The organism is Nonomuraea sp. NPDC002799, assembly GCF_053592075.1.
Window position 1 is genome coordinate 246,291 of sequence record NZ_JBSFVA010000004.1, and the last position, 16,285, is coordinate 262,575.

The following is a 16,285-nucleotide window of genomic DNA, read 5'->3' on the forward strand; positions in this document are numbered from 1 at the left end:
GCGCAGGGGGGTGCTGTCCGACGGGGAAACGAGCCCGCAGCCGACGCCGGGTGAAGCTAGATCGCCAGGTGGACCGTGACGGTGACGGGGCCCAGGGAGCCTTCGATGATGAGGCAGTCGGCCTCGACCGCGCCGAGCCGGTCGGCCGCCTCCGCCTCGGTCTCGCCCAGGGCCAGGGCGTCCGCGCGTGACAACGTCCTGCGTACGGTCCGCGACATGATGCGGAGCGGCACGGTCACGTCGATGACCTCCGCCTGGCCGCCGTCGAGCTGGTCCATCGCCTCGCGGATGGCGTAGTCGGCGACGAACGCGCCGAACGATTCGAGGGTGTGCACCGCCGGGCGATGCTCGTCCAGATAGCGCCGGTCGATCTTCTTCGTCATCGTTCCGGGTTCCTTCCCCTGCGGTCGTGTTGAAGACCAGGGTCGGGTGGCCGGGCGGCGGATGCATGAGTAGGCCGTACTCAATTGGGTGATTATGACCCCCGCCATGGCGCTTTTGGTAAGGCTAGCCTAACCTTATGCCATGACCGAGGAGATCGCTCTCCGCGGCGCGGAGCTGTGCCTCGGCTACCACGGCAAGTCCGTGGTCGAGGACGGCCGCATCACCCTGCGGCCCGGCTACGTGACCGCGCTGGTGGGCCCGAACGGCAGCGGCAAGTCGACGCTGCTGCGCGCGCTGGCCAGACTGCACCGCCCCGACAGCGGCACCGTGACGCTGGCCGACGGCGGCGACGCGCTGGCGCTGCCGGCGCGCGACTTCGCCCGGCGGGTGACGCTGCTGGCGCAGAGCCGCCCCACCCCGGGCGGCGTGCGGGTGCGCGACGTCGTCGAGTACGGCCGCCACCCCTACCGCCGGCGCTGGAAGGCCGCCGACCCCGAGGGCGCCGCCGCCGTGGCCAGGGCGATGGAGCTGACCGGCGTGACGCCGATGGCCGACCGGCCGGTCGACGAGCTGTCCGGCGGCGAGCTGCAGCGCGTCTGGCTGGCCACCTGCCTGGCGCAGGACACCTCGGTGCTGCTGCTGGACGAGCCCACCACCTTCCTCGACCTGCGTTACCAGGTCGAGCTGCTGGAGCTCGTCCGCGACCTGGCCGACGAGCATGACGTCGCGATCGGCGTCGTGCTGCACGACCTCAACCAGGCGGCCGAGATCGCTGACCACGTCGTGCTGCTGCACGAGGGCCGGATCCGGGCGGAGGGCCCGCCCGCGCAGGTCCTCACCGAGAGCCTGCTCAGCGACGCCTACGGCATCCGGGTCGAGGTCAGCCACGACCCCGGCACGGGCACCGTGACCACCCGGCCGATCGGCCGCCACAACACCGACGTGACGACCCGGCCGATCGGCCGCCACAACACCAACGTGACCGCTACGACATGACAGGAACAACCAGCATGCGCAGTGCCCTGACGGCCGTCTCGGCCATCGTCGTCCTCGCCGCCTGCGGCACCACCGAGGCGCCCGTCGCCGAGCAGGCCGCCCCGTCCGGCGCGCCGTCGACGTCCGCGGCTCCGGCACCCGTGACGGTGACCGACAGCCGCGGCAAGGAGGTCAAGCTCGACCGCCCGGCCACCCGGGTCGTCAGCCTGGAGTGGGGCGAGACCGAGATGCTGGCCAGTCTCGGCGTCATGCCGGTCGGCGCGGCCGACGTGAAGGGGTACGCCACCTGGGACACCGCCGTCAAGCTCGACGCCTCGGTCAAGGACGTCGGCGACCGGCAGGAGCCCAGCGTCGACTCCATCTCCGCGCTCCAGCCCGACCTGGTGATCATGGAGTCCGACGACGCCGCGCTGGCGGTGCAGCTGGAGAAGTTCGTGCCGGTGATCGTGGCCAAGGGCAGCGACGCGAGCGACAACCTCAAGCGTATGCGCGACGACCTCAACCTGATCGCCACGGCGGTCGGCAAGACCGACGAGGCCGCCAAGCTGCTGACCGCCTTCGACGCGGCGCTGGCCGACGGCAAGGCGAAGATCGCCGCGGCCGGCGGCGCCGGCAAGCCGTTCGTCATGGCCGACGGATGGAAGCAGGGCAGCACGATCTCGGTACGTCCGTTCGGGAAGGGCTCGCTGGTCTCCGAGGTCGCCACGCAGCTCGGGCTGGTGAACGCCTGGAAGGGCAAGGTCGACGAGGCGTGGGGCCTGGGCACCACGGACGTCGAGGGCCTGACCGTGCTCAAGGACCCGGACCTCCGCTTCTTCTACAACGCCTCCGACGGGGAGGACGTGTTCGCGGACGGGCTGGCGAGCAACGCCATCTGGAAGTCGTTGCCGTTCGTGAAGCAGCAGCAGGTCACCAAGCTGCCTGACGGCATCTGGACCTTCGGCGGGCCCCTGTCGTGCCAGCAGTACGCCGACGCGCTGGTGAAGGCGTACACGGGTTGAGCACGGAGGTCCTGACCCCCGCGCCGCCCGAGACGCCGCTGCGGCGGCTGGGCGCCGCGGGGATCATCCTGATCGCGCTGGCCGCGACGGTCCTGCTGGCCGCCGTGCACATGACGCAGGGCACCTCGTCGGTCGGCGCGCTCGACCTGCTGGCGCTGCCGTTCGGCGGCAATGACGAGGCCGCCCGCGTCCTGCTGGCCTCGCGGCTGCCCCGGCTGCTGGCCGGCGTCTGCGTCGGCGTCGCGCTGGGCGCGGCGGGCTCGCTGCTGCAGGCGGTCGCCCGCAACGCGATGGCCTCGCCGGACACGCTGGCGGTCAGCTCGGGGGCCTACCTGGCGGTCGCCGTCGCGGCCGCGTTCGGGCTGGTCCTGCCGGTGCCGGTGTCGGGCGGGCTCGCCCTGATCGGCGGGCTGGCCGCCGCCGCGCTGGTGTTGGCGTTGTCGGCGGGCGGGCGCAACGGGACGACGCGGCTGATCCTGGCCGGCTCGGCCACCGCTCTGGCGCTCAGCTCGCTGACGAACCTGTTCATGATCCTCTTCGCGCAGGAGACCACCGGACTGTTCGCCTGGGGCAGCGGCTCGCTCGTGCAGAGCGACCTGAACGCCGTCGCCCAGCTCGGCCCGGTGATCGCCGTGGCGCTGGTCGCGGGGATGCTGGCCGGGCCCCGGCTGGACATCCTCGGCCTCGGCGACGACACCGCCACGGTGCTCGGCGTGAACGTGCGGCGGTTGCGCCTCTGGCTCACCCTGCTGGCCGTGCTGCTGTCCGCCGCCGCGGTGACGATCGCGGGCCCGATCGGGTTCGTCGGGCTGTGCGCGCCGGTGATCGTGCGCCTGCTGCCCAAGTCCATCCCCGGGCTGCACCGCAACCGCACGCTGCTGCCCCTGTCGGGGCTGGCCGGCGTGATCGTCGTGCTCGGCTCCGACGTCGTGCTGCGTGCCGTGCTCGGCGCCCAGGCCGGCGTCGAGGTGCCCCCCGGCGTGGTGACCACGGTGCTCGGCGCGGTGGTGATGGTGTGGCTGGCCCGGCGCTACCGTGACGCGGGCCCGACCCGCCGGCCGCCGGCCGTGCGCATGGGTGCGGTCCGCTCACGGGCCGCCTTCCTGACCGTGGTGGCCGTCTGCGCGGTCCTGCTGGTGGGCGCGGTGATCATGGGCATGCTGGGCGGGGACAGGTGGCTGCTGACAGGTGACGTGGTCAATTGGGTGCAGGGCCGTAGCGGGCGGGCCCTGACGTTCGTGCTCGACCAGCGCTGGCCGCGGGTGTTCGCCGCGGTGCTGGCCGGCGCGGCGCTGGCCGTCTCCGGCGCGGCCGTGCAGGCCGTGTGCCGCAACCCGCTCGCCGAGCCGGGCGTGCTGGGCGTCACCGCGGGCGCGGGCGTCGGCGCGATCTCGTTGCTCACCCTGGTGCCGATGGCCGGGATCTGGACGATGTCGGCGGTGGCGGGCGTGGGGGCGCTGATCGCGTTCGCGGTGGTGTACCTGCTGGCCTGGCGGGGCGGGCTCAGCTCCGACCGGCTGGTCCTGATCGGGGTCGCCATGCAGGCGGCCTGCACGTCCATCACCGTCCTGATCATCGTGCTGTCCGACCCCTGGAACACCGCCAAGGCCCTGACCTGGCTGTCCGGCTCCACGTACGGCCGCATGCCGGCCCAGCTCATCCCCGTCGCGCTGGCGCTCCTGCTCGTCGTCCCGCTGCTGGCCTGGCTGCGCCGCGACCTTGACCTGCTCTCGCTCGACGAGGACACCCCCCGCATCCTGGGCGTCCCCCTGGAGCCGGTACGGCTGGGCGCGCTGGCCGGCTCGGTGCTCCTCACCTCCACGGCGGTGGCGGCGGTGGGCGTCATCGGTTTCGTCGGCCTGGTGGCCCCGCATGCCGCCCGCGCCCTGGTCGGCGCCCATCACACCAGGGTGCTGCCGGTGGCCGCGCTGCTCGGCGCGGTCCTGGTCAGCCTCGCCGACACGCTGGGCCGTACCGTCATCGCCCCGGCGCAGGTCCCCGCCGGCCTGGTGACGGCGCTGATCGGCACGCCGTACTTCGTCTACCTGCTGTGGCGCGCCCGCGCTCACAACGACGGCCCCTGACGCCTGTTCGGCGGGGAATGATCGGTATAGCGTCTGGCGGTACAGCCGCCGTAAGGAGACGCGACCGTGCGATCCCGGTTCCTGGCCGCGCTGGCGGCCTCGATGGCCGTCGTGACGGCCCTCACCTGCAACGCCCTCCCCGCCGCCGCCGCGCAGGACGACCTGCTGGACCGGCTCAACGCCATCCCGGGGCTCACCGTCGTGTCGGAGACCCAGCCGGCCGGATACCGGTTCTTCGTGCTGGCCCTCACCCAGCCGGTCGACCATCGGGACCCGGGCGGGGCGACCTTCCAGCAGCGGCTCACCCTGCTGCACCGCGCGGCCGGGGCGCCCGTCGTCCTGTACACCGGCGGGTACGGGCTGGCCGTGAACCCGGCTGCCTCGCGTACCGAGCCGACGCAGTTGCTCGACGGCAACCAGGTCTCCGTCGAGCACCGCTTCTTCCGCTCCTCACGCCCGGACCCGGCCGACTGGGACGATCTGACCATCTGGCAGGAGGCGACGGACGAGCACCGGATCGTCCAGGCGCTCAAGTCCGTGTACGCGGGCAACTGGATCCAGACGGGCGCCAGCAAGGGCGGCATGACCTCCGTCTACCACCGGCGCTTCTACCCCGGCGACGTGGACGGCGTGGTCGCCTACGTCGCGCCGAACGACCACCTCAACCCCCTCGACCACGCGTACGACCGGTTCTTCGCCCGCGTCGGACCCGCGGACTGCCGGGCCGCGCTGGACGGCCTGCAGCGTGAGGCGCTCAAGCGGCGTGACCGGCTGGTCCCGCTCCTGGAGGCGGACGCCGCGCGCAACGGCTACACCTTCGCCGGGACGCTCGGCACCGCGGACCGGTCGTTCGAGATGACGGTCCTGGACACGGTGTGGGCGTTCTGGCAGTACGCCGGCGCGGCGGACTGCGCCGGCGTGCCGCCCGTGACGGCCACGGACGCGGAGTTGTACGCCTGGATCGACGCCATCGCCTTCTTCGGGTTCTACACCGACCAGGGCCTGGCGTACTACACGCCGTACTACTACCAGGCGGCCACCCAGCTCGGCTGGCCCGACCTGGCCTTCAAGCACCTGCGCGGGCTGACCCGCCACCGCGGGCTCTACCAGCCCAACTCGGTGCTCCCCGCCGAGCTGCGCTCCCGGCACGACGCGCGGCCCATGCTGGACGTGGACCTGTGGGTGCGTACCCGGTCGGAGCGGATGCTGTTCGTCTACGGCGAGAACGATCCGTGGAGTGCCGAGCGCTTCACCCCGTCCAGGCGCGACTCCTCCCTCTACGTGGCGCCCGGCGCCAACCACGGCGCCAACATCGCCCGCCTGTCCGAAGCGGATCGCGCGGCGGCCACCGCCACGCTGCGCCGCTGGGCGGAGGCGCCGGCGGCACAGCGGTCGCCCGGGATGGCGGCCATCCCGGACGACGACATGCTGCCCGACCGCCGCACCCGCTGACGGGCTCAGGTCACGGTTTGCCGCCGGCGTCCAGCAGGTTCTGGCGGGCGTCGGCGGGGAGCAGGTAGCCCGCCTTGAGGTTGCGGGCGTCGGCGCGCGCCACGGCCGAGACGTAGCGGCCGTGGCTGGGATACAGCCGGTCGAGCTGCGCCTGGTCGAACGGGATGTGGGTGCCGAACAACACGCAGAAGGTCTCTCCCGAGTTGTCGCCGGTGTTCAGCGCGGTGGGCGCCTCCACCTGCGACAGCCGGATGCCGCCGCGGGCCAGGCCCAGCTCGTCGCGCGCCTTCGTCCCGTCGGCGGCGAACTCCAGCGGCGGCGCGGTCGGCGGAGCGGCGCCGCGCCGCGCCCAGCGGGCCAGGTGGCCGTAGGCGGCGGCGAGGACGTGATGCAGCGGGACGCGGCTGAACGGCGGCCTGGTGCAGGTGTACGTGGGCGCGGCGCCGAGGTCGCGGGCCAGCAGCGGGACCCGGTTGCTGTAGCCGAACCAGCCGGAGTGGGCGCTGCCGGCCACCTCCCAGCGGCGGAAGCGCTCGGTGTCCGCAGGCCGCACGGGCGAGCGCACGTCCGTCTCGGACAACACCTGGAAGACCGGCTCGGCGCCGGCCCGGATGGGGGCGCTGCCCACGATCTGGCCGTACGCGTCGAAGACGCTCTCGATCTTGGGCAGTACGGCGTCGTAGTAGACGGTCAGCCGCCCGGCCGACTGCGAGGCGCCGATGGCCAGGACCGTGCCGGCGCGCAACCGGCCGAGCAGCGCCACGCCGTCCGGCCGCACCGGCGTCCTGATCGCCTTGGCCGCCTGGGAGAACACGTCGTAGGAGAGCTCGTCGGCCATGAAGCGGCCGCCGCCGGTGACGTCGAAGCCGCCGTACCGGGCGGGGCTCCACTGGCGTAACTGGTTCACGCCGACACGCTGGGCGGAGATCCCCACCCAGACGTACCCGGCCCGCGTCACCAGGTCGGGGCTCCACAGGGCGTCCAGGTCGTATCCGGCGGTGACGTTCTGCCACTCGGCCAGCACGGTTCCGTTGAACCGGGCGGGACTGACCGGCCGGCGCACGAGGACCCGGGTCTTGTACGGCACGTCGGAAGCCAGGAGTTCCCCGGTCACGCTGTAGGCGTCGGCCTCTCCGGACAGATGGAACTCCTGCTCGACGTAACCGACGGCGGCCAGGTCGGCGTCCGTGGCCAGCCACGGGTAGGTCTGCGCCACGTCCGGCGAGGCGGGGTCGCCCGGCGGCGCCCCGGGCAGGGGGCCCTCGATCCGGGGCGTCGCGATGGGGACCACGGCCGGCGGGTCCTGGGTCACCGCCTCGGCGGCCGTGGCAGGCAGCAGGCTCACGGCGATCAGTGCCGCGGCCGGGATCCGTGCCGATCTGGGGAATGGCGCCATGGCGCGATCTCCTTCCGGGCCGCGCGGGCGGCCATCCCCGATGATCCCCTTTCCGCGCCCGCCCGTCATCGGCACAATCACCGGCGCCCTCCGGGGTGTGGCGGTTTCAGGGCAGGGCGGCGGTCACCCGCTGCTGGAGCGTCGTCTCGTCTCCGGGGTCGGTGCAGAGCGTCGCCGTCAGGCCGTCCCGGGCGGCGTCGGCCAGGACGGCCAGCAGGGTGGCGAACTGCTCGGGAGGCTCCTCGCCGAGCAGCTCGCCGGCGTGCGCCACGACCAGGTGGACCGCGCCGGCGTCGCGCAGGGAGTCGGTCAGCGCGTCCCAGTTGCGGCCGAAGTATGCGGGAAGCCGCAGGGCCCGCGCCACCTCCTCGAAGAAGGCGGCGCGGGTCAGGCAGACCCGCCCGTCCACCACCGCCGGCGCCGGGTGGGCGGACACCGTCATCCAGGGCGGCAAAGGGCGCGTCATGAGACTCCCTAGAGCCGGTGGAAGTCGGTGTAGTGGTTGGGCGAGAACCAGGTCACGCCGGTGCTGCGGTTGACGACGATCCGGTACGCGTCCCGCCTCTCCCCGCGCGCCCGGGAATAGACGTCGTACTCGTTGTAGGTGGCCCCGCTGGGAAGCTGGCCCTCGCGGTTGTAGAAGCGGCCGCCGGTGTAGTTGTGCCTGCTGTCCGGCCAGGCGTACCAGCCGGCGGTGGTGGGGTAGTCGTAGGAGGCCCAGACCGCCGTGGCCGCCCGGGCGTCGGCGCAGCGGGAGATCGTGCAGGTGTCGTAGACCGTGGCGGTGGCGGGGGTGACGCCGGCCAGGCCGATGAGTGAGGTGACGGCGGTGAGGACGACGGCGAGCCGTACCGTCCAGGAAGGTCGTCGGGAGCGCTGTGGAGCGTGCACGGGGCCTCCTCACGGCCGATGTGCCGGTTACCGAACTGATTACCAGTCACCGCAGTCGAATAACGACGGATCTCCCCAAGAGAGGGTGAACATTTCGCCGGGGAGACCACCGGATCATCCGTCCGCCATCGTGTGACGAATAGCCCGCACCGGCGCGTGGAGGGGAGCGTTCATGCGGGGCTGGCCATTCGTGGGACGGGACGACGAGCTGAGCACGGTCCGGGCGTGCCTGCGGCGGGGTGACGCGAAGGGCGTGGTCATCTCGGGCGACGCGGGCATCGGCAAGACCCGGCTGGCCCGGGAGATCCTCGCGCTCGCGGAGGCGCAGGGCTGCCGTACCGCCTGGGTGGCGGCCACGGGCGCACTGGCGTCGATCCCGTTCGGCGCGGTGGCCGGCCTGCTGCCGGCGGACCCGATCGCCGACGGTCTGGGGCTGTCGGTGCTGGCGGCGGCGGCCGCGCGGATGCGGGAGCACGGCGGGTCGAGGCCGGTGGTCGTCGGCGTCGACGACGCCCACCTGCTGGATCCGGGCTCGGCGGCGCTGATCGGTCACCTCGCGGCGCGCGAGCTGGCCTTCGTGGTGGCGACGTGCCGCGCGGGGGCTCCCGTACCCGACACGATCACCTCGTTGTGGAAGGACGGTCAGGCGCCCTGGCTGGACCTCACGAGCCTGCCGGGCGCCGTCGTGGACCTGCTCCTCGACCACACGCTCGGCGGCGAGGTCGACGGGGTCACCCGCCGCAGGCTGCGCGACCTCGCCGCGGGCAACCCGCTCGCGCTCCGCGAGACGTTGTCGTCGGCCATCACCGACCACACCCTGCGGCGGCGGCACGGCGTGTGGTGCCTCACGGGTGGCTACCGCCCCAGGGGCGCGATCCGCAGCGTTCTCACCGACCGCCTGCGCCCGCTCGGCCGGCCGGCCCGGCTGGTGCTGGAATTACTGGCGTGCGGCGAGCCGCTGCCCCCGGCGCTGCTGGCGCGGCTGGCGAGCCAGGAGGCGATCGACGAGGCCGAAGCCCACGGGCTGGCCGTGTCCGAGCGCGCGGGCAACCGCGTTCAGGTGCGGCTGGCGCATCCGCTCTACGGCGAGGTGCTCCGCGCCGGTCTGCCGGCCGGCCGCGCGCGGCAGCTCTGGTGGCAACTCGCCGACGCGCTGCTCGGCACCCCGCTCCGGCGTCGCGACGACCTGCTGCGCGCCTCGCTCTGGCAGGTCGAAGGCGGGGCGGTGGTCCGGCCGGACCTCGTGCGGATCGGCGCCGGCCAGGCCATCGACCGGGCGGATCTCGCGCTGGCCGAGCGGCTCGCGCGGGCCGCCCGCGACGCCGAGCCGTCGGTGGAGGCCGACGCGCTCCTCGCCGAGGTGCTCGAATACCGTGGCCGCAGCGCCGAGGCGACGGCCGTGCTGCCGGAGGCGCCCCCGTCCGGCGACGAGCTGCTCCCGTGGGCCCTCGTCCGCGCCGAGACGATGTACTGGGGCGAAGGCGACGCCCCCGCGGCCGAGCGCACGCTGGATCTGCTCCGCGGCCGGCCGGGGGAGGACCTGGCCGAGGGGATCAGGACGTGGATCCTGCTGTTCGACGGCCGGTGCGCGGCGGCCCTGGACGTCGCCGACCGGCTCCTCGCCTCCGAGTCCGCGAGCGCCCAGGCGGTCATCTGGGCCACGGCGGCGGCCACGGCGGCCGCCGGCTTCCTCGGGCGGGCCGACGACAGCACCCGCTACCACGAGCACGGCCTGGCCGTGGCGCGCGAGCGTGAGGCGGAGCTGCCGTGGGGCGTGGTCGAGCTCGGCGTCGCGCGATGCCTGGCGTTCCTGGCCCTGGGCGACCTGCGGTCGGCCTGGACGGTCGCGGACGAGGGATACCGGCTGCTGGTGTCCGGCCAGAGCCCGATGATGTCGGCCGGGCACATCGGAGTCCGCGGGCTCGTGGAGTGCGCTCAGGGCAGAGTGGCCGGCGCCGGCACGTCGCTGGGGGAGGCCGTCAACGCGCTGGACGGCAGGGACACCCTCCGGCTCACCCGCCTGTTCACGGCGGGACTGGCGGCGGCCACCGCCCTGGGCGGCGAGGCGTCAACCGCGCGGGCCTGGCTGGACCAGGCCGATCAGGCCGCCGGCGCGGCCAACCGGATCTTCGCCCCGTGGACGGCCCTCGCCGGTGCCTGGACGCTGGCGGCGGAGGGCCGTCTCACCGACGCGGCGGACACCGCCCGGTACGCGGCCGACCTGGCCCGCGGCCTCGGCCTCCCCACGGTGGAGGCGACGGCCCGCTACGACACGCTCCGCCTCGGCGGCGAGGGTGAGTGCCGCCGGCTCGACCAGCTCGACGCCGTCCTCGGCACGCCGCTGAGCCAAGTGCTGGCCGGCGCCGCCCGTGCGCTCAAACAGGCCGACGGCAAGGCACTGTCCGGCGCCGCCACCGCCCTGACCGCGCTCGGCCAGCATCTGCTCGCCGCCGAGCTGGCGACGTGCGCGGTCCGCGCCTGCCGCCAGGCCGGTCTGCCGGGCAAGGCGGCGCTGATGATGGAGTGGGCGGACACGCTGCGCACCTGCTGCGAGGGCGCCGTCACCCCGCTGCTCCATCACGACCACGTCTCCGCCGTTCTCACCCGCCGCGAGCGCGAAGTGGCCCTGCTCGCCGTACGGCACAGCAGCCGGGCCATCGCCCAGCGTCTCGGGCTGTCGGTGGCGACGGTGAACAACAATCTGGCCAGGGTGTACGGCAAGCTCGGCGTCGGCAGCCGGGCCCAGCTCGCCGCCCTGCTCGACATCACCCCCGCGGACCCGCCGGCGAACGACCCCCGATCGCCGCGACCCCCGACCGAGCCGTGATCAGCCGCGCCGGGATGAGGGGAGTTGACCGGCTGCGACGAGCAGGATCAGTGCCGCCGCGATCAGCGGCAGCGGCAGCCCGGTGAACGGCGTCGCCAGCACCACGGCGATGCCCGCGAGATAGGCGGTCCGCACCAGGGCGCCGGGACGGTGTGGCCGCACGTGCACCAGCCACAGGGCCGCCAGGAAGACGGCCACCGGCACGGCGACCGCGGCTCCGGCCCCGAACGCGCCGATGTGCGCCTCGCCGCTGTCGTGGTCGACGTTCACCGCCAGGCCGGCCCCGACGGCGGCGGCCGAGGCGAAGACGAAGTAGTGGCCGTAACCCCAGGGAAAGGCGGTCTTGTTCGACGTCAGCAGCAGGTGCGCGGGATGGGTGAAGTACAGCCACCACATCGCGAAGACGATGATCATGCCGCTGACGGCCACCGACAGCAGCGCCGCCGTGTGGATCCGCCGTTCGAGCCCGGACTGGATGGCGACGGTCGCGGCGAGGATGGACTCGCCGAGGACGATGATCGTGAACAGTCCGTAGCGCTCGGCGATGTGATGCGGATGCCAGGTGATGGAGCGGAAGCGCTCCGCCCAGATGGGCACCGCCAGCTCCGCGACCACGAGCACGGCGAACGAGGCCACGCCGAACCGGTCGGCGACGGCCAGCCGGGCGATCCAGCCGACCTGGACCAGGGTGACGCCGAAGGCGTACCGCAGCGCGCTCCGGCGGCCGTCGGGATGTCCGTGCGCGGCGCGCAGCCACAGGAGGACGAGCGCCATGCGCATGACGACGTAGCCGAGCGTGACCAGCCCGAAGTCCTTGTCCAGGAAGGCGCGCGGCACGCCGGCGGCGAGGATGAGCACCCCCGCCATCTGCGTGAAGATCAGCACCCGGTACGCCGTGTCGTCGGTGTCATAGGCGGAGGCGAACCAGGTGAAGTTCATCCACGCCCACCAGATGGAGAAGAAGACCATGGCGTAGCCGAGCACGCCGGTGCCCGCGTGCCCCTCCGACAGCGCGTGATGAAGGCCGGCGGCGGCCTGCGCCACGGCGACCACGAAACAGAGGTCGGACAGCAGCTCCAGCGAGGTGGCGGCCCGGTGCGGCTCGCGCGGATCGCGCCCGGTCATCCCGCGCCACAACGGCGTCCGCCTGCCGCCGTCGTGCGAATCCGCCAACGCCATGAGCCTTCCCTCCGGAGCCGGACCTGCGATCTTCTCACGCCATCGGTCAAGAAACCCCTTGTGGCGGACATGACGCGGGAACCCGGCCCGGCCCGGCTCACGACATCAGGCAGGTGCCGCGCGCCTCCGGCGGAACCAGTGCGGGTGGTTGCGGACGAAGGTCTTCAAGAAGATGATCTGGATGCCGCCTTCGACGAGGATCAGCAGCCCTGAGTCCAGCGCCGGCAGCAGTGCCCCGCCCGCGAAGGCGTCCGTGACCGCCGTGAGCGCGCGCAGCACCGCCACCACGGCGATCGGCACGGTGAACAGGGCGTAGCTGCCGAGGCTGATGACCGCTCCCCCGACGAGGAACACCGCGTAGATCCGGGTCGCCCGCCGCTCGTGCTGCGGGAGCCCGGCCGTCGGGTCCTCCTGCGGCCCGGGACGCCGCCTGAGTGCCGCCCAGAGCTTCGCCCGCAGGTGCCCGGCGAAGGCCAGCCCGTCGTCGAAGAGGTTGCGGGTGCGCAGCAGGTCGCGCAGCACGTAGTACAGATCGGTGCGCATGTAGACCTGGAGCTGGAACGGGATGGTCATGAGCACCGACACGACCAGCGCCTTGAGCACGGCCGCGGCCAGGGCCGGGAGCGGAGCGTAGGCGACCAGGAGGGTGATGACGGCCACGAGGAGCAGGTCCCACGCCAGCCCCGCCAGATAGACGCGGTAGCGGGACCGCCTGGGCACCCCCCACACGCCGGTGACGTCGGTCTGCACGACCAGGTTGTGCAGCCGGGTGCCGAACCCGATGCGCCCCGGCGCGCCCAGCGAGCGGGCCGCCGTCAGGTGCATGAGCTCGTGCACGCTGATGGCCGCCGACATCAGCACCGTGTTGACCAGCACCGTGAGGCCGACGTAGTCGCCCCAGAAGAAGTCCTCGTAGTGCGGCAACATCTGGGGCTGGACGGCGAAGGTGACCAGCGCCGCGCCGACGATCAGCAGCCACACGAGCTTCATCGGCCGGCTGAACAGCCAGGCCACGTGCCGCTCGGTCAGCCACGGGAAGTGGCTGCGCGCCGCGCCGGCGGCGGGATCGGGCACCGGCCGCTCGTCGAGCGAGCGGACGAAGCCCAGCTCGGTCACGGCCTCGACCAGCTCCGCGACGTCGATCTCCACGCCCTGCTCGGCCGCCACGCGTTCCTCGGCCGAGCCGACCGTGTGGCCCTCGCTCAGCAGCCGGATCGCCTCGCTGTACACGGCGGGCAGCTCGACGAACTCGCCGATCTCGGCGCGGCCGACCACCATGACGTCCGGATCGTCGTCGTCCGGACGGGTGATCAGCCGGTGGAAGCCGACGCGGCTCTCGGCGGTGATCAGCGTGGTGGTCATGATGGCGCGGCGCCGCAGGTGGGGCAGTCGTCGTAGCGGGGGATGTCGATGAAGTAGGAGTGGTCCCACATGGCGTAGTTCCAGTGGAAGATGCGGCCGCGGGCCTGGGTGGGCAGGCCGCCGAGGTGGTACATGACCTCCAGGGCGCACAGGTGGCCGCTGATGTTGGCGCTGGCGGCGATCACGGCGTTCGGGCGGTCGGGGGTGAGCGGGCGGCCGTGCGCGTTGAGCTCGCGCTGGTCCTCCTGGCGGCGCAGGCAGACCCAGCAGCCGGTCTGGTGCGGGATCAGCGAGCCGACGACGGCCATGGGGCCGGTGTAGAAGCTGACGAACCACGGCGTGCCGGTACGCAGCGCCGCCTCGTTCGTCCAGTACATGATGTCCGGATGCGGTTCGTCGGCACAGAGCACCAACACGTCGCATCCCTCCATCAGCTCGGCGATGTCGCCGGACGAACCGGCCTTCATCGTGATGCCGGTCACGTCGACCAGGCTGTTCATGGCGCGCAGCCGCTCCACCGTGCTGTCCACCTTGGGCCGGCCGATGTCGCCCTCGCTGTAGATGAGCTGGCGCGTCAGGTTCGGCTCCTCCACCGCGTCGAAGTCGGCGACGCGCAGCGCGCCGATGCCGCTGGAGACCAGCGCGGCGGCCACCGCCGAGCCCGTGCCGCCGAGGCCCAGCAGGCCCACGGTCGCGCCCTTGATGCCGGCCTGGACGTCGTACGGCGACTCGCGCGCGGTGGGGTCGATCCAGGAGAAGAAGTGCCTGGCCGGCTCGTAACGGGCGGCCTCGCGCTCGGTGAGCGCCGCGGGCAGGGGCGCGCCCGCGTCCTCCGCGAACCCGTTGTCGATCAGGCCCTCGACGACGTCACGGGCGTCCTGCGGGTCGACGTCGGGATGCGTCTCGGCGAAGGCGGCGCAGATCTGGTCGATGGTCCGGGTGCCGTCCATGAGGACGATCAGCCTGGCGATCGAGCCGTCCGCGTCGTCCTGGATCTCGGAGGAGATGCCCTGCTGCATGAGGCCGATGATGATGCGGTCCCCCGGCATGGCCAGGGGCTGGTGAACACTCTTGATGCGAGGTAGACGCACAGCGGCCTCTTCACGTGGAACCTTGGAACAGGAGCGGTGAGGAAAGCGCAGCGGCCGGTCAGGCGATGCCTGACCGGCCGCTGCTCCATGGGTCAGCCAGCCTCGCGGAGGACGGTCGTCTCGACCTTCTCCAGCCGCTTGATCTGCAGCTTGACCTTCTTGGTCGCCTGGGTGTTCTCGACGGTCTGTTCCTGGTTCTGCATAATGCCTCCCGTGCCTATGAGGCTGCGGCGCGGCGGGCTGCGCGCTTGATCGTGGATCTTAACCAGTCCGGTTCGGTGATGAAAGAGTGGATCAAGGATAGTTTGGGGGGAATGCAGCCATCCGCAGGTCGGCGGGCACATTTTGAGCGCGGTGCTCCGAACGAGCAGGTTCAGCGCTTCGGGGCGGCGGTGCTGCTCCGTACGACCAGGCGGGCCGGGACGAGGTCGGTGCCCGGCCGCGAGGTCTGGTGCTCGCGGATCTGGAGCAGCACGCGCTGCACGCACCTGCGCCCCACCTCCGCGAAATCCTGGTGCACGGTGGTCAGGGGCGGGACGAAGAAGGCGGCGTCGGGGATGTCGTCGAACCCCACCACGCTGATCTCGTCCGGCACCGGCCGCCGGCGTTCGTGGAAGGCTCGCAGCAGGCCGAGGGCCATCTGGTCGTTGGAGGCGAACACCGCCGTACACCCCGGCTCGCCCGCCAGCACCAGACCGGCGGCGTAGCCGGACTCGGCCGACCAGTCACCGTGCAGGGGCGGCGGCACCGGGCGGCCGGCCGCTTCGAGCGTGGTGCGCCAGGCTTGGGCGCGGCGCTGGCCGGCGAAGGACGCCGGCGGCCCGGTCACGTGCCAGACGGTCTGATGTCCCAGGTCGAGCAGGTGATGGACGGCCCGCCGGGCCCCGTCGGCCTGGTCGGTGTCGACGACGCTGTAGCGGTCGCCGGCGTCGGAGTCGACGACCACGACGTGCACCCCGGGCGGCAGGGTCACGGTGCCCGCGTCGAGCAGGTGGATCTCGATGATGACGATGACCGCGTCCACGGCCAGCTCGCCCATCCGGGTGAACGCCCCCAGCACGTTGTCCTGGGTCGGCACGTCGATGGGGATCAGCGTGATGGCGTACCCCTCGGCGGCGGCGTGGGTGGCGATGGCCTCCACGGTGCGGCTGTTGCCGGTGGAGGCCAGGCTGAACAGGATGACGCCGATGGTGTTGAACCGGCCGTAGCGCAGCGCGCGGGCGGCGCTGTTGGGCCGGTAGCCCAGCTCGCTCATGGCGGCCAGCACGTGCTCGCGGGTCGAGTCGATCACGCCGGGATGACCGTTGGAGACCCGGGACACGGTCTGCGACGAGACGCCCGCCAGCTTGGCGACGTCGGCCATGGAGACGCGCTGCTTGCGGCGCCCGCCAGGGACGCTCGATCCGCCGCGCGGCGCGACGCCGACGGCGTCGTGCCGCTGCCGTCCGTCGCCCCCGCTGATCGCGTCCACCGTGCCTACCTTCGAAGCGGCCCGTTAACGTCGGGGAAACCTTGACGGCCTGTGTGGCCGGTGCCACGATACCGCACGAACGTTTACGTAAACATAACGGTGGGATCATCGCCGGCGACTCTCGGTGGGCACCTTTCGAGCGGGATGTTTA

General features: G+C 72.7%; 13 protein-coding genes. 5 read left to right on the forward strand and 8 right to left on the reverse strand.

The features are described from left to right. Positions 1-56 precede the first annotated feature (56 nt). Positions 57-383, reverse strand: a complete 327-nt coding sequence (locus ACWD0F_RS10510) for a hypothetical protein (protein ID WP_449873954.1) — start codon at positions 381-383, stop codon at positions 57-59. A gap of 142 nt (positions 384-525) precedes the next feature. Here ACWD0F_RS10510 and ACWD0F_RS10515 point away from each other — a divergent pair, with 142 nt between their 5' ends. From ACWD0F_RS10515 to ACWD0F_RS10530, 4 genes are all read left to right on the forward strand, one after another. Then, a complete protein-coding gene (locus ACWD0F_RS10515; RefSeq protein WP_449873956.1) occupies positions 526-1,380 on the forward strand; it encodes an ABC transporter ATP-binding protein in 855 nt (284 codons plus the stop codon). 14 nt (positions 1,381-1,394) lie between these two features. Then, on the forward strand, positions 1,395-2,381 hold the full coding sequence (locus ACWD0F_RS10520) for an ABC transporter substrate-binding protein (RefSeq protein WP_449873958.1): 987 nt from the start codon (positions 1,395-1,397) through the stop codon (positions 2,379-2,381). Beyond that, positions 2,378-4,465 carry an iron ABC transporter permease gene (locus ACWD0F_RS10525; RefSeq protein WP_449873960.1) on the forward strand — a complete coding sequence of 696 codons (2,088 nt, stop codon included), beginning with the start codon at positions 2,378-2,380 and terminating at the stop codon, positions 4,463-4,465. The genes ACWD0F_RS10520 and ACWD0F_RS10525 overlap by 4 nt, the downstream gene beginning before the upstream one ends. A 66-nt stretch (positions 4,466-4,531) precedes the next feature. After that, complete coding sequence (locus ACWD0F_RS10530; RefSeq protein WP_449873962.1) at positions 4,532-5,917, forward strand: S28 family serine protease; 1,386 nt, start codon at positions 4,532-4,534, stop codon at positions 5,915-5,917. Positions 5,918-5,927: 10 nt separating this feature from the next. On the opposite strand, the gene ACWD0F_RS10535 is transcribed toward ACWD0F_RS10530, so the two are convergent. From ACWD0F_RS10535 to ACWD0F_RS10545, 3 genes are all read right to left on the reverse strand, one after another. Then, positions 5,928-7,313, reverse strand: a complete 1,386-nt coding sequence (locus ACWD0F_RS10535; protein ID WP_449873964.1) for an alpha/beta hydrolase domain-containing protein — start codon at positions 7,311-7,313, stop codon at positions 5,928-5,930. Positions 7,314-7,419: 106 nt separating this feature from the next. Then, positions 7,420-7,779, reverse strand: coding sequence for a barstar family protein (locus ACWD0F_RS10540; protein WP_449873966.1), 360 nt, complete (start codon positions 7,777-7,779; stop codon positions 7,420-7,422). An 8-nt stretch (positions 7,780-7,787) separates the two neighbouring features. Continuing rightward, positions 7,788-8,204, reverse strand: coding sequence for a ribonuclease domain-containing protein (locus ACWD0F_RS10545; protein WP_449873968.1), 417 nt, complete (start codon positions 8,202-8,204; stop codon positions 7,788-7,790). A gap of 172 nt (positions 8,205-8,376) precedes the next feature. On the opposite strand from ACWD0F_RS10545, the gene ACWD0F_RS10550 reads away from it, so the two are divergent. Then, on the forward strand, positions 8,377-11,031 hold the full coding sequence (locus ACWD0F_RS10550) for an AAA family ATPase (protein ID WP_449873970.1): 2,655 nt from the start codon (positions 8,377-8,379) through the stop codon (positions 11,029-11,031). Here ACWD0F_RS10550 and ACWD0F_RS10555 read toward each other — a convergent pair whose 3' ends face one another. The 4 genes from ACWD0F_RS10555 to ACWD0F_RS10570 all read right to left on the reverse strand — a co-directional run bounded on the left by ACWD0F_RS10555 (position 11,032) and on the right by ACWD0F_RS10570 (position 16,134). Beyond that, a complete protein-coding gene (locus ACWD0F_RS10555; RefSeq protein WP_449873972.1) occupies positions 11,032-12,210 on the reverse strand; it encodes a low temperature requirement protein A in 1,179 nt (392 codons plus the stop codon). It abuts the gene before it with no gap. Positions 12,211-12,315: 105 nt separating this feature from the next. After that, positions 12,316-13,572: a hypothetical protein gene (locus ACWD0F_RS10560; RefSeq protein WP_449873974.1), complete on the reverse strand. Its 1,257-nt coding sequence runs from the start codon at positions 13,570-13,572 to the stop codon at positions 12,316-12,318. Continuing rightward, positions 13,569-14,663 (reverse strand): HesA/MoeB/ThiF family protein, encoded by a 1,095-nt coding sequence (locus ACWD0F_RS10565; protein WP_449873976.1) that lies wholly within the window; start codon positions 14,661-14,663, stop codon positions 13,569-13,571. Before ACWD0F_RS10565 ends, ACWD0F_RS10560 begins: the two co-directional genes overlap by 4 nt. Before the next feature lie 373 nt (positions 14,664-15,036). Further along, positions 15,037-16,134: a LacI family DNA-binding transcriptional regulator gene (locus ACWD0F_RS10570; RefSeq protein WP_449873977.1), complete on the reverse strand. Its 1,098-nt coding sequence runs from the start codon at positions 16,132-16,134 to the stop codon at positions 15,037-15,039. Between the last annotated feature and the right edge of the window lie 151 nt (positions 16,135-16,285).